This window comes from Nocardioides sp. (assembly GCF_036493135.1).
In the GTDB taxonomy this organism is placed as follows: domain Bacteria; phylum Actinomycetota; class Actinomycetes; order Propionibacteriales; family Nocardioidaceae; genus Nocardioides.
The window spans coordinates 62,567-81,615 of the sequence record NZ_DASXQG010000040.1 but is presented as its reverse complement, the minus strand read 5'-3'; the positions used below and the strand labels follow the sequence as shown (position 1 = coordinate 81,615).

Here is a 19,049-nt window from a genome sequence, read left to right as displayed (position 1 = left end):
ACGTCCACGCCGTTGTCGAGCCGAGCCACGACCCGGCAGGTGAACAACGTGCGGGCGAGGTCGTACTCGCCGCCGACGAAGACGACGGTGGTGGAGTCGTCGGCCGGCCGGGCCTGGTCGAAGAGCGCGTTCTGGGCGGCGTAGACCGGGACGTCGGGGCGGAAGCGGGCGATGGCGCCGGCCTCGCCGTAGTTGGAGGTGACGACGACGGCGTGCGCACGGTCCGGCAGGGCGTCGTACGGCGCGGTCATCTGGTCGACGTACGCCGGCCAGCCGATCGAGTCCTGCGCCAACGTGTTGATGTCGGGCACCGGGGTCGCGCCGACGGTCCCGACCGGGATGATCGGCAGTGCGAGCACCAGCGACACCGCACCGTTGACCGCGAACAGCGCCCCCCATACCCGGCCGAGATGCCGTTGCATCGCGACAACTCCCGCCGCGAACGGGATCGGCAGGATGAACACCGGGTAGTGCGGCTGGGCGCCGGAGACGAAGGTGAACAGCACGACCACGACGATGACGACCACGAAGAACCGGACCCGAGGGTCGCGCCACAGCGCCCGCAGCCCGATCGCCCAGATCACCGCGAGCGGCGGCCCGAGCAGCACGATCAGCAGGTACCACATGCTGACTCGCACGTCGCCGGCGTTGTTGTCGGCGAGCGCCCGACCCATCCGTAGCTGGGGCAGATCGTGGGTCAGCTGGTAGATCACGTTCGGGAGCCCGAGGAGCACGGTGAGGCCGGCGCCGCCCCAGACGTACGGCGACAGCAGGCGACCGCGCGGCCCCACGATCGCGAGACCGAGGGCGATCCCGGCGAGTAGCACGACGACGAGGAGCTTGTTGTACGTCGCGAGGCCGGCCAGCGCGCCCGCGACGAGCCACCACCGCGGCTGCTCGCGTAGCTCCGCCCGGAGCACGCACAGCGAGACCAGCCCCCACGCGACCAGGTCGGGCGCCGAGGTGAGCAGGACGTGGCCGAAGACGAGCACGGCCGAGGTCGTGGCCATGCCCCAGGCCGTCCAGGCCTGCGCCTTCGCCGCTCCCCCGAGCTCGCGGGCGATCAGGGCGGTGATCACGACGCAGGCAGCCGCGCAGAGGGTCGCGGGGACCCGCACCAGCCACGGGCCGCCGTCGTACCACGACGCGAGGCCGTGCGCCAGGAGCGGCGTGAGCGGCGGCTGGTCGACGTACCCCCACGCCGGCTTCAGCATCGCGAAGTACATCTCGTCGCGGTCGAAGCCGTAGCCGTTGCTGAAGGCGGTCAGCACGACCACGACCACCACGACCGGGGGTAGCACACGCCGCCAGGCGACCGGCGGTGGAGTCATCTCAGGCGGTGCGCAGCATCTCGGCGACGAGGAAGGCCAGCTCCAATGACTGCACGCGGTTCAGGCGCGGGTCGCACACCGACTCGTAGCGGGTCGCCAGGTCGAGCTCGGCGACCTCCTCGCCGCCGCCCACACACTCGGTGACGTCGTCGCCGGTGAGCTCGACGTGGATGCCGCCCGGCCAGGTGCCGAGCGAGCGGTGCACGTCGAAGAAGCCCTGGACCTCACCGATCACGTCCTCGAAGCGGCGGGTCTTGTAGCCGGTCGAGGTCTCGAAGGTGTTGCCGTGCATCGGGTCGCAGACCCATGCCACCTCGAGCCCGGCGGCGGTGACCTTCTCGATCAGGGCGGGCAGCACGTCGTTGATCCGACCGGCGCCCATCCGGGTGATCAGGGTCAGGCGGCCGGCCTCGTTGTCGGGGTTGAGCCGGGCGGCGAGCGCGATCACGTCGTCGGGTGTCGAGCGCGGACCGACCTTGACGCCCAGGGGGTTGCGGACCTGGCTGAGCAGCTCGACGTGGGCGCCGTTCAGGTCGTTGGTGCGCTCGCCGATCCAGACGAAGTGGCCGGACACGTCGTACGGGTTGCCGGTGCGGCTGTCGATCCGGGTGAGCGCGTGCTCGTACTCGAGGATCAGTGCCTCGTGGCAGGTGTGGAAGTCGACCCGGTGGAACTCGTCGGGATCGGCGCCGATCGCGGACATGAACCGCATCGCCCTGTCGATCTCGTCGGCGAGCTTCTCGTAGCGCTTGCCGACCGGGGAGTTCGATACGAAGTCGGTGTTCCAGGTGTGCACCTGGCGCAGGTCGGCGTAGCCACCGGTGACGAAGGCGCGCACGAGGTTCAGCGTCGACGCGCTCGAGTGGTAGGCCTCGATCAACCGCTGCGGGTCGGGCACCCGCGCCTCGGGCGTGAAGTCGAAGCCGTTGACGGCATCGCCGCGGTACGCCGGAAGGGTCACCCCTTCGCGGGTCTCGAGGTCGGAGGAACGCGGCTTGGCGTACTGGCCGGCCAGCCGACCCAGCTTCACGACCGGGACGGACGCGGCGTAGGTCAGCACGACGGCCATCTGGAGCAGCACCCGTAGCTTGTTGCGGACGTTGTCGGCCGTGGATCCGGCGAAGGTCTCCGCGCAGTCGCCGCCCTGTAGCAGGAACGCCTTGCCGTGGGCGACCTCGCCGAGCTTCGTCTTGAGGTCGTCGCACTCACCGGCGAAGACCAGGGGCGGCAGCGTGCGCAGACGCGCGACGGCTGCGTCGACCGCACGGGCGTCCGGGTAGGACGGCTGCTGCGACGGGCCGAGCGCGTGCAGAGACGCCAGGTCGGGAATGCTCACCGGCCCAGGGTACGGCGCCGGGTCGGCCCCGCTGTCACCGCCGACGTCACGCGGACGGCGACGCGGTCGCTGCGCCTTCCGCACGGTGGTCACGCACCGCCGAGACCCGGGAGCTCGACGGGGCGTGCCGCGGTGCCCGCTCGACCCAACGACCGTGTGGCGGCCGGGTCACGGAATGCCGCGCACCCGGGCCAGGTTGGCCCTGCATGAGCAGCTCGAGCCGACGCGTCGTGGCCACCGGCTTCGGTGGCCCGGAGAACCTCGCAGTGGAGGAGGTCGACCCCGGCGAGCCCGGGCCCGGCCAGGTGCGGGTCTCGGTGCGCGCGGCCGGGGTGAACCCGGCGGACGTGAAGCGGTACCGCGGACCCGGAGATCCGGCCCGCTTGCCACTGGTGCTCGGCTTCGAGGCCGCAGGCGTCGTGACTGCTGTCGGTCCCGACACCAGTCATGAGGCCGGCGAGGAGGTGATCGTCTACCGGGTCACCGGCGCGTACGCCACCGATCTGGTGGTCGACGAGACGGCCCTGACGCCGAAGCCGTCCTCCCTCGACTGGCCCGAGGCGGGCGGCGTACTGCTGACCGGCGCGACGGCCTGGCACACTCTCGAAGCGACCGGCGTGACCGCCGGCGACACCGTGCTCGTCCACGGTGCGACCGGCGGGGTCGGCCTGCCGGCCGTCCAGCTGGCGCGGCTGCGGGGTGCGCGGATACTCGGCACGGCCAGCGAGCGCAACCACGACCTCCTGCGCGAGCTCGGGGCGCAGCCGGTGACGTACGGCGACGGCCTCGCGGACCGCGTCCGCGCGCTCGCACCCGACGGCATCGACGTCGCCCTCGACCTGGTCGGCACCGACGAGGCGATGGACGTGTCCCTGGCGCTGGTCGCGGACCGCGCCCGGATCGCCACGATCGCGAACTTCGAGCGAGCCCCCCGCGAGGGCGTCAAGCTGCTCGGCGGTGGTCCCGGCGCCGACCCGGGCGACGACATCCGGGCAGCCGCCCGGGCCGAGATCGCCCGCCTCGCCGGCGACGGCTCGCTGCGCGTGCTGGTGGCGTCGACGTACCCTCTGGACGACGCGGCCGAGGCCCACCGCCAGATCGCCACCGGCCACACCACCGGCAAGCTCGTGCTACTGCCCTGACCTGGGGCCCTGACCGCCACTTCCCCGCCCACGCACGGATAGTCCCTGACATTTCCGTTCGAACGGACCGTCCAACCGGACGGAATCGTCAGGGACTATCGGCATGCCTGTGGAGAGGCCCGGCGGCGAAGGAACGATTCGCGCCACCATCGACCATGCCCGCGGCACGACCATGGGGCCTCCCCGACCACCTCGTGTGGCCAGTCGAGATCGACCCCGCCGGAATCACGGGTCCGACGGAAGGGTATGCGCGGAGCAAGCACTGGCGTCGGACGAGCCGTGGACTGTTCGTGCCGTCCGACGTGGAGCGGACCGTCGAGCAGCGGATCGTCGAAGCCGCGGCCGTGCTTCCGGCGTACGGCGGCGTCACCGGCTGGGCCGGACTGTGCTGGCTCGGGGGCACCTGGTTCGACGGCGTACGAGGGGGCGGCACGGAGGTGCGACCGGTCACCCTCGCCGTCGCGGACCGTTCGATCCGCCCGCAACCGGGCATCGCGACGAGCGAGGAGCGGCTCGACCCCACCGAGCTCGAGGTCCACCGCGGACTACGAGTCACCTCCGCGATGCGATCGCTGTTCTTCGAGATGCGGTACGCCGCGTCCGACACCGAGGCGGTCCAGCATGCCGCCATGACGGCGTACGACGACCTCCTCAGCCAAAATGAGCTGCTCGACTTCCTGTCCCACGAGGCCGGATGGACGGGCATGGAACGCGCCCGCGTGGGCGGCAGGGACATGGAGGAGAACGCCTGGTCGCCGACCGAGGTGACGATGTATCGCCTTTGGGAGCATGAGGCCGGGCTGGCCCGTCCTCTGTGCAACCGGCCGGTGTTCGACCGGAACGGGCGCCACCTCGGCACGCCCGATCTGATCGACCCCGTCGCAGGTGTGGCGGGCGAGTACAACAGCGCGCTCCACCTCGAGGGAGCCCAACGATCCCGCGACGTCGCGAAGGAGGCACGTCTGCGCGCCGTCGGCCTCGAGTTCGTCGAGATGCTCACCGGCGATCTGATGACCCCCTTCGCCTTCATCAGCCGCCTACGCGAGGCCTACGCCCGAGCCGCCCGCATCCCGGCGGCAGTGCGTCCGTGGACGATCGAGCCACCGCCTTGGTGGATCCCGACCTTCACCGTCGAGCAGCGACGGAACCTGTCCCAGGACCAGCGCGAGCGGCTATTGGGTTACCGCCGTCGCGCGAGCTGACGTCGCACGTCCGCTCATCCCACATCCGGGGTAGTCCCTGACGATTCCGTTCCAAATAGGCGATGTTGTGAACGGAAACGTCAGGGACTACCCCAACAAGACGATCAGCCGAAGAAGACCTGGGCCTCGGCGTACTCCGCGGGGCTGACCAGCTTGAGCTCACCGGTGCCCTCGATGAGGGGGACGCGGACGATGTCGGTGCCGCGCAGAGCGACCATCTTCCCGAAGTCCTGCTCGGCGACGGCGTCGATGGCGTGCAGGCCGAAGCGCGTGGCGAGCCAGCGGTCGAACGCCGTGGGGGTGCCGCCGCGCTGCACGTGACCGATGACGACGGCCCGTGCCTCGGCACCGGTGCGCTGCTCGATCTCGGCGGCCACCCGGTCGCCGATGCCGCCGAGCCGCACGTGCCCGAACGAGTCGACCTCGCCGGAGACCAGCGTCATGTCGCCACCCTCCCGCGGCACCGCCCCCTCGGCGACGACGATGATCGGGGCGTACTTGGTCTCGAACCGCTTCTTCACCAGGTCGCACACCTCCTCGATGTCGAACGGCACCTCAGGGATGAGGACGACGTTCGCGCCACCGGAGATCCCGGAGTGGAGGGCGATCCAGCCCGCGTGCCGTCCCATCACCTCGACGACCAGAGCGCGGTGGTGCGACTCGGCCGTGGTGTGGAGCCGGTCGATCGCCTCGCTGGCGATGTTCACGGCGGTGTCGAACCCGAAGGTGAAGTCGGTGCCGGACAGGTCGTTGTCTATGGTCTTGGGTACGCCGACGACGTTCACCCCGAGGTCGGCCAGCTTGGTCGCGACGCCGAGCGTGTCCTCGCCGCCGATCGCGACCAGCGCGTCGATCGAGCCCGCGGCCAGGTTGTCCTTGACCCGCTCGACACCGCCGTCGATCTTGAACGGGTTCGTCCGGCTCGAGCCGAGGATCGTGCCGCCGCGCGGGAGGATCCCGCGCACCTGCGGGATGCCGAGCTCCATGGTCAAACCCTCGAGGGGTCCCTTCCAGCCGTCGCGAAATCCGACGATCTCGAACCCGTGGACGCCGACGCCCTTGCGCACCACCGCGCGGATCACCGCGTTCAGCCCCGGACAGTCGCCGCCGCCGGTGAGGACCCCGATGCGCATGCTGACTCCTGATCTTGGCGCGTTGGATCGTTACAAGAGCAGCCGTCAGCCTAGGGCCCGGCGCTCCCCGGGCCAACCGTCCGCCTGCGGTACGCCGAGCCCGCGCCCGCGCGTTTGCCCGGAGCGCGGAGGAACTCACGACGTCGTGGGCGCTTCCGCCGACGAGCCGACCGGCCCCGGCCCCGGCTCGGGCCCCGGCTCGGGCTCGGCCACGTTGGTGACCGGCCGGCTGACCTGGGGCATCCGATGGGTCAGCACCTCGACCAGCACCGCCCAGACCGCGCAGATCACGATCGGGCCGCCCCACGCCGCCAGCGAGCCGCGGTCGAGCAGCGCCGAGTAGAGCAGCGGCGACACGGCCGCCGCTGCACCCCAGGCCAGCTGTGTCGCCGCCATGTATCGGCCGCGCTGGTCCGGCGGCGGGGTCTCGGCCGACAGAGCGGAAACGACCGGTCCGGACGTCATCTCACCCAGCGTGTAGACGAAGCCCGCCATCAGGACCACGACGATGCCGGTGGTCACCGACAGGGCGTCCGCGGCGTAGAACATCGCGTAGGACACCGCGGTGAACGCGACGGCGGCGTGGAGCACCCGGCGTCGCGTCGACCCGGTCATCGCCCGCACGACGAGCCCCTGTCCGACGCCGATCATCACGGTGTTGATCACGAACACGGTGCCGGGGATCCAGCCCGGGAGTCCGAGCAGGTCGATGAAGTAGACCGGCATCGCCACGTTCAGCGTCATCGTGGCCATCGCGTAGCAGAAGATCACCGCGATCAGCGACCGGTAGCCGCGATCGGCGAACGCGACCCACCAGCCACCCCGCTGACGACCGGCCGCCGACGCGTCGGCGACCTTCGGTCGGCCACCGCCCGCTACGCCGAGCATCAGCCCGAGCGCCAGCACGTACGACGCAGCGTTCGCCACGACGACCGACTGGAACGCCGCCCCGGAACCGATCGTCAGCGCGACCGCGGACACGACACCGCCCACGCCGTACCCCGCGTTGCGCATCGCCTGGAGGAACCCGAACCACAGCTCGCGCTCCCCCGGTCGGGTGATCTGGGTGACCATCGGGCCGAGCGCGCTCCAGAACGCCTGCCGGGTCACGGTCGCGCAGAAGATCAGCGCGGTCACCGCGACCAGCGAGTGGGCGAACGGGTACAGCACGAACGCCACGGCGGCGCCGGCGTTCCCGGCCTGCATCACGGTCTTGGGTCCGACCCGGTCGACCAGCGAGCCGAGGAACGGCACCACGGCGATCGCGACGGTGTTGGCGATCGTCATCGCCAGGCCGAGCTCGACCAGCGAGAGCGACGTCTGGTGCAGGAAGTAGAGCATCGACAGCGGCATCCAGATGCCGCTGCCCAGTGCGTCGATCGCGAGCGCGGACACGAACCTCCGATGAGGTCCGATGTCCGGGAACCCGAGTCGCTGCAGCATCCCGACATCCTCCAGCTTCAAGCAGGGTTGAGGGCAAACCGACATCGATACGGTGGCGCCATGACGTTCTCCATCGTGGCGCGGTCCACCGACGGTGAGTCCTGGGGCGTGGCCGTCGCCTCCAAGTTCCTGGCCGTCGGGGCCGTCGTCCCGGCCGCCGTGGCCGGCGTCGGGGCGATCGCCACCCAGGCCGACGCGAACGTCGCCTACAAGGGCCTGGCCCTCTCCCACCTCGACGAGGGCGCGACCGCGTCGGTCGCTCTCCAGCGGCTGCTCGAGGAGGACGGCGGGCGCGACGAGCGCCAGGTCGGCATCGTCGACGTCGACGGCGGGGCCGCCACCCACACCGGTCATGCCTGCCTGGACTGGGCCGGCGGTGTGACCGGGGTCGGGTACGCCATCCAGGGCAACATCCTGGCCGGCGACTTCGTGGTGGCCGCGATGCAGGACGTCTTCGAGTCCAGCGACCCCGACGAACCGCTGGCCCGGCGCCTGCTCGCCGCCCTCGCCGCGGGTGACGACGCCGGAGGCGACCGGCGCGGCCGCCAGTCGGCTGCGCTGCTCGTGGTCAAGGAGGGCGCCGGGTACTCCGGCGGCGACGACATCGCGGTCGACCTGCGCATCGACGACCACGCCGACCCGGTCACCGAGCTCTCCCGGCTCCTCGACCTCAACGACCTCTACCTGACCGCGTCCACGCCGGCCGAGCAGGTCACGATCAACGACGAGCTCCGGGCCGAGGTCGACGAGCACCTCCACAGGCTCGGGTTCGACACCCTCAACGACTGGGCCGGTACCGAGAACTACGAGATGCGGGTCGATGCCGGTGGGGCCTGGATCGACCAGCAGATCCTCGAACGGCTCCGCGACGCCGCCCGGGAGTCGGGCCGGTGAGCGTGCTCGCGATCGACGCCGGCACCACCGGCGTCACCGCGCTCGTCGTCACCCCCGAAGGCCGGATCGCCGCCCGCGGCTACCAGGAGTTCGCCCAGCACTTCCCCCGGCCCGGCTGGGTGGAGCACGCCCCGGAGGAGATCTGGCAGGCGACGCTCGAGGCCACCCGCGCCGCGCTCACGTCGTACGACGCCTCGACGCTGCGGGCAGTCGGGATCACCAACCAGCGCGAGACCGTCCTGCTCTGGGACCGCGAGACCCTCGGCTCGCCGCGGCGCGCGATCGTCTGGCAGGACCGTCGTACGGCGCCGATCTGCGACCGGCTCCGCGAGGAAGGGCACGAGGCGCGGGTCACCGAGCTGACCGGCCTGCGCCTGGATCCGTACTTCTCCGGCACGAAGCTCACCTGGCTCCGCGAGAACGAGGCGCACACCTGGGCACTGGTCGAGGAGGGCCGGTACGCCGTCGGCACCGTCGACTCCTACCTGGTCGCCCGGATGACCCGGGGCACCTGGCACGTCACCGACGTCTCCAACGCCAGCCGGACGCTGCTGATGGACCTCTCGACCGGGCAGTGGTCAGACGAGCTGTGCTCGCTGTTCGGCGTACCCCGCCACGCGCTGCCCGACCTCGTGCCCAACTGGGGCGAGATCGCGACCACCGACCCCGCGTCGTTCTGCGGGCTCGGGCTGCCCATCGCGGGGATGGCGGGCGACCAGCAGTCGGCGCTGTTCGGCCAGACCTGCTTCGACGCCGGCGACGCGAAGTGCACCTACGGCACCGGGTCGTTCATCCTCACCAACACCGGCACGTCGCTCGAGCGGTCGGATGCCGGGCTGCTGTCCACCGCGGCCTGGCGCTCGCCCGAGGGCGAGCTGACCTACGCCCTGGAGGGCGCCATCTTCGTGACCGGCGCGGCCGTGCAGTGGCTGCGCGACGGCCTGCAGATCGTCGGCTCGGCGGCCGAGACCGAGGCGATCGCGGCGACCGTCGACTCCTCGGAGGGCGTCGTGTTCGTGCCGGCGCTGACCGGTCTCGGCGCTCCCCACTGGGACCCGCACGCCCGGGGCACGATCCTCGGCATCACCCGCGGTACGACGCGCGCCCACCTCGTGCGGGCGACCTTGGAGGCGATCACCTTCGAGGTACGCGACGTGCTCACGACGATGCCCGGCGCCGACTCATCGCCGCTGCGCGTCGACGGCGGCGCGTCCGCCAACGACCTCCTCTGCCGTCTCCAGGCCGACCAGCTCGGCGTCGCCGTCGAGCGTCCCGAGATCGTCGAGACCACGGGGCTGGGAGCGGCGTTCCTGGCCGGGCTCGGTGTCGGGGTCTGGGACTCCACCGACGACCTCCGCGAGACCTGGCACCTCGACGCCCGCTTCGACCCCACCTCCGACGCGGACACCCGCGCCGCCGCCGACGCGTCGTACGCACGCTGGCAGGAAGGCGTCCGCCGCTCCCTGGCCTGGGCGTCCGGATAGTACGTATCAAGCCGCCGCGGACACCGACACTCCGGCGCGAATTGATCCGTCCCATCCGCTCACGACAGCTTGTCGAGCGCCTTCTGGGCGGCGTCGCGGGTCTTCACCGCCACGGAGTGGGCGGCTGCGGCCTCGGTCCGGGTCTCCTCGGCCTCGTCCAGCTCCTCGTCTGTCTCCTCGGCCGACGACTCGAGCTCGGAGAGCTTGCGGCGGAGCTCGTCGATCTCCGACTGGAGCTGAAGACTCCGGGCCTGGAGCTCCTCGGCAGCCTGGCTCGCCTCGGTGAGGGCCGACTCGGTCTCGTCGACCGTCTCCTGCGCGGCGGCCAGCGCCGTCTCGGCCTTCTCGCGTTTCCGCGCTGCCGCGTCGTCACCGTCCCCCGGTACGACGTGCAGCTCCGGCGGGGCGGGCTTCTCGCCCGAGGTCGGGGTGGCGGCGAACCCGAGCGCCTCGGGCAGTGCGACCGCGGCCGCGACGTCTCCGGAGTCCACCCCGGTCGACGACAGCGCCGCGGTGAGGAGGCCGCTGCGGACCGCCCGGGCGCACTCGGGATCGAGCATCGCAGCGGTCAGCGACGCCTCGACCTGGTCCGCGACTGCCTGTGTCACCTTCACGCCCTCGTCCTTCGCCAGCGCCCGGGCCTGTTGGGTCACCGCCGAGGTCAGCTGCCGCCGCTGCTTGGTCAGCGCCCGCAGCTCCGCGCCGTCCATCCCCTCCTGGGCATCGCGAAGGGCCTGGCCGACGGCGATCACCTGGTCCACCTGGGCTGCCTCGCGTCGTACGAACAGGTTCACGACCCAGGCCGCCACCGAGGGCTTCTTCAGCTTCTTGACCGCCGCTGCCAGCTCCTTCTCGGCCTTGAGCTCCTTGGCCTTCGCGTCCCGTGCGGGCGTGAACTCCTCCAGGGGCAGCGCGTAGAGCTCGTCGGCGAGCGCGAGCAGGTCGGGCGAGTCGGTCATCGGCCGTACTCCAGCTCGACGGGGTACGGCGGCCACTCCGCCGCCTGCTCGCGACCGGTCGGCGCCCAGCCCAGGTGCTCGTAGAAGCCACGGGCTCGCGCGTTGTCCCGCAGCACCCACAGCCGGCGTACGCCGTCGGCGCGCTCCAGCGCGCGGCGGGCTAGTCCGTGGCCCCACAGGTCGGGGCGAACGCCGAGGTGCCGCAGCCGCTCGTCGTCCCAGGCGAGGTAGAGGTCGAGTCGTCGCGGTGGCCCGGCGACCTCGACCCTCACCTCGGGGTCAGCCAGCAGCCGCAGCCAGCGGGCGCGGACGTCGTCGTACGGGTAGGGGATGTCGGGGAAGACGTGGGCCAGCGCGACCAGGTTGGTGTCGCGCTCGAGCGCGGTCAGCGCGTCGGCATCGGCCGCGGTCGCCGGCCGGAAGACGGTCTCACTCGTCGTCGTCATCGTCGTCATCGTCGTCATCGTCGTCATCGTCGTCATCGTCCAGACCTTGCTCGATCACATAGCGGGTGAGCTCCACGCGGTTGTGCAGCTGGAGCTTGCGGAGGGTGTTCTGCACGTGGTTCTGCACGGTGCGGTGGGACAGCACCAGCCGGTCGGCGATCTGTCGGTAGCTCATCCCCTTGGCGACCATCTTGAGGATCTCGGTCTCGCGCGCGGTCAGCGCGTTCTCGGGCTCCGGCTCGTCGAGGCCCCCCTCGTTCATCCGCCGGAACTCGCCGAGCACGAGGCCCGCGAGCCCCGGCGTGAACACGCTGTCGCCCGCGGCCACTCGTCGTACGGCGTCGAGCAGGTCCTGGCGCGACGCGGACTTCACCAGATACCCGGTCGCCCCGGCCTTCACCGCCTCCAGGACGTCCTGGTGCTCACCGGACGCCGAGAGGATCAGCACCCGCGCCGACGGGTCGTGGCCGAGCACGTCCGAGGTCACCTCGACACCACCGGGCCCGGGGATCTGGAGGTCGAGCACGACGACCTGCGGTCGCGCCGCCCGGAAGCGTGCGATCGCCTGGTGGCCGTCGGCGGCCACGGCCACCACGTCGTACCCGGCGTCCTGCAGGTCGCGCTCGACCGCGTCGCGCCACATCGGGTGGTCGTCGACGACCATCACCCGCAGGCGCGCCTCGCCGGCCCCGTCGGACATGGAGCGACCATAGGACACGTCTCAGTCCACACGTGTGTAGCGCCCGCGGTGGTGACGTAGCGGCTCGGCGTCCTTGCCGACCTCGAGGTGCTCCACGACCGTGGTGACCAGGGTCGACCACCCGACCTCCTGCTCGGACTCCAGTCGCACGCCGGCCCACGTCGTCGCCGTCGCGAGCCGCGGACCCCACTCGGTGGCCACGAACTCGGCCTGTCGGAACATCCCCCCGGGGGCGGGTGCCGTCCCGGCGAACATCTCGGCCAGGTCCCGGTCGTCCCACGTCAGCAGCTGGACCACCCCGCGCCCCGACCCGAGCAACCGCTCGGTCAGGTCCGCGTCCGGGTCGAGCAGCGCCAGCACCCGGGCGTCCTCCCCCGCCGCGAGCAGGTACGACGTGACGGTGAGCCCGGTGCGGCCGTCCTCGTCGCCCGCGGTCCAGAGGCTGACCCTGCCGCCCACCCGACCACGGAAGCGGCGTACCGGATCCGGCTCGGGATCCCGGAACGGGTGCTCGGCGTGGATCGTCACGACCGCGAGCCTAGGCCGCGGCGACGTCACGTACGTGCCTCACCCCTGCCGAGCAGACGGGGTACGGCGTCCCCCCACCAGAGCAGGACGGCGCCCACGGCGGTCAGGACCACCAGCAGCCACATCGGGGGCCGGAGCCAGGCGGCCGAGTCGACCAGCGGGCTCCGTCCGATCTCCACGTGGAGGGTGTACGCCGCCGCGACCACCTGAGCGGTCACGAACAGCACGCCGGCGAGGACCGGCCACGGTCCGGGCAGGGTACGGCCGGCCCGGTCGAGGGCGAAGCCCGCGAGCACGGCCATCCCGAGTGCGAACGGCAGCGCGTACCGCCCCTGCCACGCCGCGCCCAGCTCGTCATACGACGAGACGCTGGTGACGAATGGCAGGACGAGAGTCACCACCACGACCGTCGCGATCCCGACCCGGATCCGACGATCGGCGCAGCGGAGCGCAGTGACCATGAGGGCACCGAACAACAGGAGGTAGCAGAAGTAGACCGCCGGGTTCGTCGCGTCGTCGCGCATCGGGAACGCAGCGACGGACTGCAGCACCCACAGGGGCACCAGTGGCGCGATCTCGCCCGCGCGATGGGCGACCGACGTGTGCACGGGATCGGACACCTTGCTCAGCTCCAGCGCCCCCATGGCCACCGTCCACGCGACGCTCTGGATGGCGCTGACTGCGACCACGGCCCCCGACACCTGGACGTCGTGACGACGGATCAGCAGCCGGACCCGTCCGGGCTCGGAGCGGACGGCGAGCAGCGTCACGACCGCCGCGAGCAGGCACCAGAGCGGTCCCATCGGTCGCAGGGTGCACAGCGTGGCTCCGGAGACCGCGGCAATGACGGACAGCCGGCGTACGTCGTGCGCATCGGCAACCAGCAGCCCGACGGCTGCGGCCCAGAAGGCCAGCCCTGCCGCCATCTCGACGCCGTTGGGAGAGACGATCGAGCAGGAGTAGACGACGACCGGCGTGCACACGACCACCGGCCCGAGCAGCGCGATGCGCGAGCGCGCCCACGTGCGGAGGGCGCCGAGTGCGAGGGCGACCAGGGCCAGCGCCAGCGCGGCGGTGGCCAGGCGCATCACGTAGAGGGCCGCGGTCCCGTGGAACGGCAGCGCCACGGTGCCGACCAGGGCGTAGTACAGCGGGTGGTAACGACCGGCGCCGCTGGCGATCCGGACCGCATCGCCCTCCCTGGTGCCTACGCAGTCGGACGCCGTGGTGTAGACCCGCGCCTGACACTCGGGACGCGCCGCGTCGACGATGTCGCGGGGCACGTGGAGCCACGCACCGGTGCCGCGGGTGGCGTCGCTCGGTGTGGTGAACCACTGGCCACGGGCTGTCGCCGCCGCCCGGTACGCGTGGTCGAACTCGTCGGCTCCGCCGAACGGCGGCACGAGCAGGATCCATGAGACCAGGAGCACGGCCAGGCCGGTGAGGAGGGGGTACGGCGATCCCGTGGTGCGCTCGACCCGCGCGGGCGACGCGGCGATGTCGCGCACGGTCACCGGTTGCCCTCCTGGATGTCCCGCTGGAGCACGGAGAGCAGGAAGCACGGGTGCGTCCGCGCGTCGCCGGTCACGCGCAGGTCCCGGTACACGCCTGTTCGACCTCCTTGGTCGTGACGAGGATATGGAAGGCACGAGGGTTTATCAGGGGAATCGCCGAGGCGGAACATGGGCGCACGTCACCGCGGAAAGGTGAGCTCCCACTCCGTGCCGTAGGAGCCGGTCGTCAGCTCGGCGCGACCGCCGAGCTCGGCGACTCTGCCCCGGACCGAGGACGAGACGCCGAGCCGGCCCGCGCGCTCGGCCTCCTCGAGCCGACCGTCCGGGATGCCCGACCCCTCGTCGCGCACGGACACCTGGATCACCTGCGGTGACGCCTCCAGCAGCACCCACGCCGGTGCCTCCGGGCCGACGTGTGCGGCCACGTTGTCGAGACAGGCCGACACGGCCGCGACGATCTCGTCGGCGGCCCGACGCTCCAGGAGGACGCCTCCGGACGGCGTCGCCACGGAGACCCCAGGGCGGCGCTCGAGCGCCGACAGTGCCCCGACCAGGTCGACCATCCCCGGGGTGGCGTCGATCGCGTCCTGCTCCCGGATCAGTGACCGCAGGGCCTGCTCCTGCTCGCCCGCGAGCCGGCCCAGCTCGGCACCGTCGGCGCCCAGGTCGGGCGCGCGACGCTGGACCAGCGAGAGCACCTGGAGGACGCCGTCGTGCACGGCGCGGGCCAGCTTCGTCCGCTCCGTGGCGGCGGCGGCTGCACGCTCGGCCGCGGCCGTCCGCGCCGCCGACCGCAGCAGCGAGTCGACCATCAGGCCGACGATCGGTCCGCCGATGAGCAGCAGGAAGTAGTTCCCGTACACGGTCTCGGTGAGGTAGCCCCGAGTGAGCAAGTCCGTGGCGGACAACAGCACCGCAGCCGCCAGTCCGCCGTACAGACGCCAGTGGATCGCCCACGCGAACAACGCGCCCATGATCCAGAAGCCCGGGACGGTCGAGTGGTAGCCCGGCTCCTTCACCACGGGCGTCAGCGCCACAGCCGCCAGGGCGACGACCAGGTCGGCCACGATCCAGTACGTCGTGCGCCGGCGGTACGCGTAGTAGACCCAGCTGATCAGGAACGTCCACACGACCATGGCGACGAGCAGCAGCGCACCGCCGACCGGGTGCTCGAAGCCGTCGCGATAGATGTTGAGACCCACCGCGTTGGCGACCAGCACGAAGCGGAGCACCGCGAGCCAGCGGTACATGCGATCCTCAACCGCGATCGCGGCCGGCTCGGTGGGCCGGACCGGGAACCGCAGCCCCGGCGTGAGCCCGGGATGGTGCTGGCTGCTCAGGACGCCTGCTTCTGCTCGCCGGCCACGGCCCGTTCCTCACGAGCCTCACGTTCGGCCCGCCTGGCCTCGGCGGCCGACTTCTGCGACAGGTCCTTGGCCTTGGTGGCGTACATGTCGACGTACTCCTGGCCGGACAGCTGCATGATCTCGTACATGATCTCGTCGGTGATCGCTCGCAGGATGTACCGGTCGTTCTCCAGGCCCTCGTAGCGGGAGAAGTCCAGCGGCGTGCCGAACCGCACGCCCGGCCGGGTGAACGTGCCGAACGTCTTGCCCGGCGGCGCGACCACGTCGGTGCCGAGAACCGCCACGGGGATCACCGGTACGCCGGTCTCCAGGGCGAGCCGGGCCACACCGGTCTTGCCACGGTAGAGGCGCCCGTCGTGGGACCGGGTCCCCTCGGGATAGATGCCGAACAGGTCCCCCTCGCCGAGGATGTGGCGGGCGGAGGCCAACGCCCCTTCGGCCGCGTTCGCACCCGAGCGGTCGATCGGCACCTGGCCGGCGCCGGAGAAGAACTTCTTCTGGAACCAGCCCTTGATGCCCGGAGTCGTGAAGTACTCCGCCTTGGCCACGAAGGTGACCCGACGCGGGAGCGTCAAGGGCATGAAGAGCCAGTCGGCGTACGACAGGTGGTTGCTGGCCAGGATCGCGGGACCGGAGGCGGGGACGTTCTCGGCGCCTTCGACGTGCGGCCGGAACACCAGCTTCAGCCAAGGTCCGAGCGCGATCCACTTCAAGAACCAGTAGAGCACCTCGACCCCCTCGCGCGTCGACTCGCCACCGTCCCCGCACACCCTAGTAGCACCCGCGCAGCGAGGACCCTGACAAGCCGTGCGGCGTACGGCAGGATTCCCGCATGGCCGAGACTCCGACCCATCAGTTCCCGACCGCTCCACTGGCCCTCCCGGCCCAGCCCGACCGCACCGGCGGGCGCGCGATCGGAGTCCTTCTGGTACACGGGTTCACCGGATCCCCCGCCTCGATGAAGCCGTGGGCGCAGGCCCTGGCCGACCAGGGGTACGCCGTCGAGGTGCCGCTGCTGCCCGGGCACGGCACCCGCTGGCAGGACCTGAACCACGTCTCCTGGACCGACTGGTGCACCGAGGCCGAGGCGGCATTCGACCGGTTGCGTGAGGACTGCGAAGCCGTGGTCGTCGGCGGCTTGTCGATGGGCGGGTCGGTGGCGCTCCGGCTCGCGGAGACGCGGGGCACCCAGGTCTCGGGAGTGGTCCTGGTCAACCCGTTCGTCTCGAGCATGCGTACCGAGCTGCACGCGCTGCCGGTGTTGAAGCACCTGGTGCCGGCCCTCCGCGGCGTCGCCAACGACATCAAGAAGCCGGACCAGAACGAGCACGGCTACGACCGCCTGCCCCTGAAGGGTCTGGCCGAGGTCACCGCGATGTGGAAGGTGGTGGTCCCGGACCTGAAGCTGGTCACCCAGCCGGTGCTGTACTTCCGCTCGAACGACGACCACGTCATCGACGTGTCCTCGTCGCCCACGATCCTGCACGGGGTCGCCTCGGCCGACATCGAGGAGCGGACCCTGAACAACAGCTACCACGTGGCCACGCTCGACCACGACGCCGAGCGCATCTTCGCCGAGTCCGCCGAGTTCGTCGCCCGGGTGACCGCACCGTAGTGGTGGGGGCACCGCTTAGGCTGGTCGGGTGAGCATGCGCGACGACGAGCCCGGGGACCGCGCCCGGGCCGACGAGCTCGCCTGGCGCGAGATCGTCGACCACTACGGCGACAGCCCCGACGTGCCCGGTCTGATCGAGCTGACCACGCCGCTGTCCGAACCCGAGCCCGAACCCGAGCCCGACGAGCCGTTCCTCCTCGACCTGGAGGACGACGAGTCCTTCACGCCGCCGCCGCTCCCGCCGCCGCCGGTGATCACTCCCGAACGCCGCGTGGCGTGGGTCGGCCTGGTGGCGTCGCCGATCGTGCTGGTGGTGATCAACCTGATCGACTACGCGCTGCCCAGCATCCTCACCGTCGGGCTCGTGATCGCCTTCATCGCATCCTTCGGCTACCTCGTCGCGACGATGGCGCCGCGCGACCCCGACGACGACGGCGCCAGGGTCTGAACGACGCCGGGTGCCGGGTCAGGACCGCGCCGGGTCTCCGGGTGGCACCAGCAGCACGTACCCCGTGTCGGTCCCGTCGACCACCCAGCCCCGATCCTGCAGCCGGGCGGCGAGGGCAGAGTTGTCGGCAAGAAGGGCGACCTGAGCTCGGGACGCCTCGACGACGCGGTACCAGCCGGGCTCGGTCGCCTCGGCGATCGTGTAGTCGTGCGCGTGCCGGTCGGAGTACGGCGTGATCAACCCGTCGATGTACTGCTCGAGGTCCGGATGGCGCCAGGCGATCCACCCACCCAGCGCATAGGCGTTGAACACCCGCGTGCCGGGTGGGAGCCGGTCGAGCGTCGCGTCAAGGCGCGTCGGCACATCACCGGGACGGTCGGAGGTGCTCGGCGCCAGCGCACCGACGACGATCACCGCGACCGCGGCGGCAGCGGCGAGCACGGCCATCTCGGAGCGACGTGGCCCCTCACCTGCACCCGTCTCGGTGGACTCCCCGTTGCCGGCACGCACCAGCCGGTCGAGGGCGGCCGCGAACAGCGGGGCGACGACGAGCCCCGCCACGGCGACCGTGCGCGCGGCGTACCAGGTCCAGAAGACGGCGCTGACCAGGACGAGCACCCGCGGCCAGCTCGCACCATGACGGGTGGCCACCCACAGGCCCGCGGTGGCCACCAGCATCACGAGTGCTCCGAGCGCCGCCAGGCTGGTCAGGTCGGTGCGAGCCCACTCGGCGATGTACTGCGAGGTGCTGTTCACCGCCAGTGGAGCCTCGAGCACGCCCAGCCCCACGGGATTGAGCGCGACCACGGCGAACGACGCGATGGCCACCGCGCCCTGGCGCAGGAGCACCGGAGGGGACATCGAGCGGGAGAGCGCGAAGCCCACCACGAAGAGCACGCCGTACCCGGCCCCGAGGAACCAGAAGCCGTGGCACAGCGACCAGAGCCACACCAGGGGTACCAGCCACCAGCGCACGCGGTGGTCCTGCTCGGTGCGCAGCCAGGCCGAGATCACGATCGGGAAGAGCACGAAGCTGATCAGCTGCGGCCGCGACGTCAACGACGCGGAGGCGGCGAGGACCGTGAGGACCGTGGCCAGTGCGGACGGCAGGGGCGCGGCCCACCTGCGACAGGTCACGTACACGGTGAGGACCACGACCATGCCCGCGACCGCGAACAGGACGGCCAGACCCGGGAGCCCGAACCAGCGGTCGACGTACGCCGCGACGATCTCGGGCAGTGGCTCGGTCGGCACCCAGTCGACCGTGGCGAAGACCGACCAGTGCGCCGGCGTCGCCAGCGAGTGCTGGGCGATCAGGTCGTTGCCGAGGCGCAGGTGCCACCAGTCGTCCGGGTCGCGGATCGGGCGTGCGGCCCGGGCCGCGATCCAGCCGAGGAGCACGAGCACCAGCGCAGGTGGAGCCCACCGCACCGCGCGTTCGCCCATGGCCCGATCGTGGCAGCCGGTGAGCATGCACCGGGCGATTTCGGTCGGTTCGCCGGTACGA

General features: G+C 71.5%; 18 protein-coding genes. 6 read left to right on the top strand and 12 right to left on the bottom strand.

All coding sequences use genetic code 11. The features are described from left to right. Positions 1-1,331: glycosyltransferase family 39 protein (locus VGJ24_RS06455; protein WP_331499691.1), on the bottom strand; the 1,331-nt coding region annotated here is incomplete at its 3' end. A 1-nt stretch (position 1,332) separates the two neighbouring features. Beyond that, complete coding sequence (locus VGJ24_RS06450; RefSeq protein ID WP_331499690.1) at positions 1,333-2,667, bottom strand: class II 3-deoxy-7-phosphoheptulonate synthase; 1,335 nt, start codon at positions 2,665-2,667, stop codon at positions 1,333-1,335. Positions 2,668-2,873: 206 nt separating this feature from the next. On the opposite strand from VGJ24_RS06450, the gene VGJ24_RS06445 reads away from it, so the two are divergent. Continuing rightward, the gene (locus tag VGJ24_RS06445) at positions 2,874-3,809 is read left to right on the top strand and encodes an NADP-dependent oxidoreductase (RefSeq protein ID WP_331499689.1); all 936 of its coding nucleotides are present in this window, start codon (positions 2,874-2,876) and stop codon (positions 3,807-3,809) included. A gap of 290 nt (positions 3,810-4,099) precedes the next feature. After that, positions 4,100-5,011, top strand: a complete 912-nt coding sequence (locus tag VGJ24_RS06440; protein ID WP_331499688.1) for a hypothetical protein — start codon at positions 4,100-4,102, stop codon at positions 5,009-5,011. Positions 5,012-5,115: 104 nt separating this feature from the next. On the opposite strand, the gene VGJ24_RS06435 is transcribed toward VGJ24_RS06440, so the two are convergent. After that, entirely contained in the window at positions 5,116-6,144 is a 1,029-nt protein-coding gene (locus VGJ24_RS06435) for a 6-phosphofructokinase (protein WP_331499687.1), read from the bottom strand. 135 nt (positions 6,145-6,279) lie between these two features. Continuing rightward, entirely contained in the window at positions 6,280-7,587 is a 1,308-nt protein-coding gene (locus tag VGJ24_RS06430) for an MFS transporter (protein WP_331499686.1), read from the bottom strand. A gap of 60 nt (positions 7,588-7,647) precedes the next feature. Here VGJ24_RS06430 and VGJ24_RS06425 point away from each other — a divergent pair, with 60 nt between their 5' ends. Both VGJ24_RS06425 and glpK read left to right on the top strand, forming a co-directional pair. Continuing rightward, positions 7,648-8,481: a DUF1028 domain-containing protein gene (locus VGJ24_RS06425; RefSeq protein ID WP_331499685.1), complete on the top strand. Its 834-nt coding sequence runs from the start codon at positions 7,648-7,650 to the stop codon at positions 8,479-8,481. Then, positions 8,478-9,965: a glycerol kinase GlpK gene (glpK, locus tag VGJ24_RS06420; protein WP_331499684.1), complete on the top strand. Its 1,488-nt coding sequence runs from the start codon at positions 8,478-8,480 to the stop codon at positions 9,963-9,965. Before VGJ24_RS06425 ends, glpK begins: the two co-directional genes overlap by 4 nt. A gap of 59 nt (positions 9,966-10,024) precedes the next feature. Here the strand turns inward: glpK and VGJ24_RS06415 are convergent, their stop codons facing one another. From VGJ24_RS06415 to VGJ24_RS06385, 7 genes are all read right to left on the bottom strand, one after another. Further along, positions 10,025-10,924, bottom strand: a complete 900-nt coding sequence (locus VGJ24_RS06415) for a hypothetical protein (protein WP_331499683.1) — start codon at positions 10,922-10,924, stop codon at positions 10,025-10,027. After that, positions 10,921-11,370 carry a GNAT family N-acetyltransferase gene (locus tag VGJ24_RS06410; protein WP_331499682.1) on the bottom strand — a complete coding sequence of 150 codons (450 nt, stop codon included), beginning with the start codon at positions 11,368-11,370 and terminating at the stop codon, positions 10,921-10,923. Before VGJ24_RS06410 ends, VGJ24_RS06415 begins: the two co-directional genes overlap by 4 nt. Further along, positions 11,354-12,070, bottom strand: coding sequence for a response regulator transcription factor (locus tag VGJ24_RS06405; protein WP_331499681.1), 717 nt, complete (start codon positions 12,068-12,070; stop codon positions 11,354-11,356). Before VGJ24_RS06405 ends, VGJ24_RS06410 begins: the two co-directional genes overlap by 17 nt. A gap of 21 nt (positions 12,071-12,091) precedes the next feature. Continuing rightward, positions 12,092-12,598: a flavin reductase family protein gene (locus VGJ24_RS06400; RefSeq protein WP_331499680.1), complete on the bottom strand. Its 507-nt coding sequence runs from the start codon at positions 12,596-12,598 to the stop codon at positions 12,092-12,094. A gap of 26 nt (positions 12,599-12,624) precedes the next feature. Continuing rightward, positions 12,625-14,112, bottom strand: coding sequence for a DUF2142 domain-containing protein (locus tag VGJ24_RS06395; protein ID WP_331499679.1), 1,488 nt, complete (start codon positions 14,110-14,112; stop codon positions 12,625-12,627). A 179-nt stretch (positions 14,113-14,291) separates the two neighbouring features. After that, on the bottom strand, positions 14,292-15,380 hold the full coding sequence (macS, locus tag VGJ24_RS06390) for a MacS family sensor histidine kinase (RefSeq protein WP_331499692.1): 1,089 nt from the start codon (positions 15,378-15,380) through the stop codon (positions 14,292-14,294). 68 nt (positions 15,381-15,448) lie between these two features. Further along, the gene (locus VGJ24_RS06385) at positions 15,449-16,207 is read right to left on the bottom strand and encodes a lysophospholipid acyltransferase family protein (protein WP_331499678.1); all 759 of its coding nucleotides are present in this window, start codon (positions 16,205-16,207) and stop codon (positions 15,449-15,451) included. Between the two features lie 104 nt (positions 16,208-16,311). Here VGJ24_RS06385 and VGJ24_RS06380 point away from each other — a divergent pair, with 104 nt between their 5' ends. Both VGJ24_RS06380 and VGJ24_RS06375 read left to right on the top strand, forming a co-directional pair. Next, on the top strand, positions 16,312-17,094 hold the full coding sequence (locus VGJ24_RS06380; protein ID WP_331499677.1) for an alpha/beta hydrolase: 783 nt from the start codon (positions 16,312-16,314) through the stop codon (positions 17,092-17,094). A 28-nt stretch (positions 17,095-17,122) separates the two neighbouring features. Then, a complete protein-coding gene (locus VGJ24_RS06375) occupies positions 17,123-17,542 on the top strand; it encodes a hypothetical protein (protein ID WP_331499676.1) in 420 nt (139 codons plus the stop codon). Between the two features lie 18 nt (positions 17,543-17,560). Here the strand turns inward: VGJ24_RS06375 and VGJ24_RS06370 are convergent, their stop codons facing one another. Continuing rightward, positions 17,561-18,988: a hypothetical protein gene (locus VGJ24_RS06370; RefSeq protein ID WP_331499675.1), complete on the bottom strand. Its 1,428-nt coding sequence runs from the start codon at positions 18,986-18,988 to the stop codon at positions 17,561-17,563. Positions 18,989-19,049 lie beyond the last annotated feature (61 nt).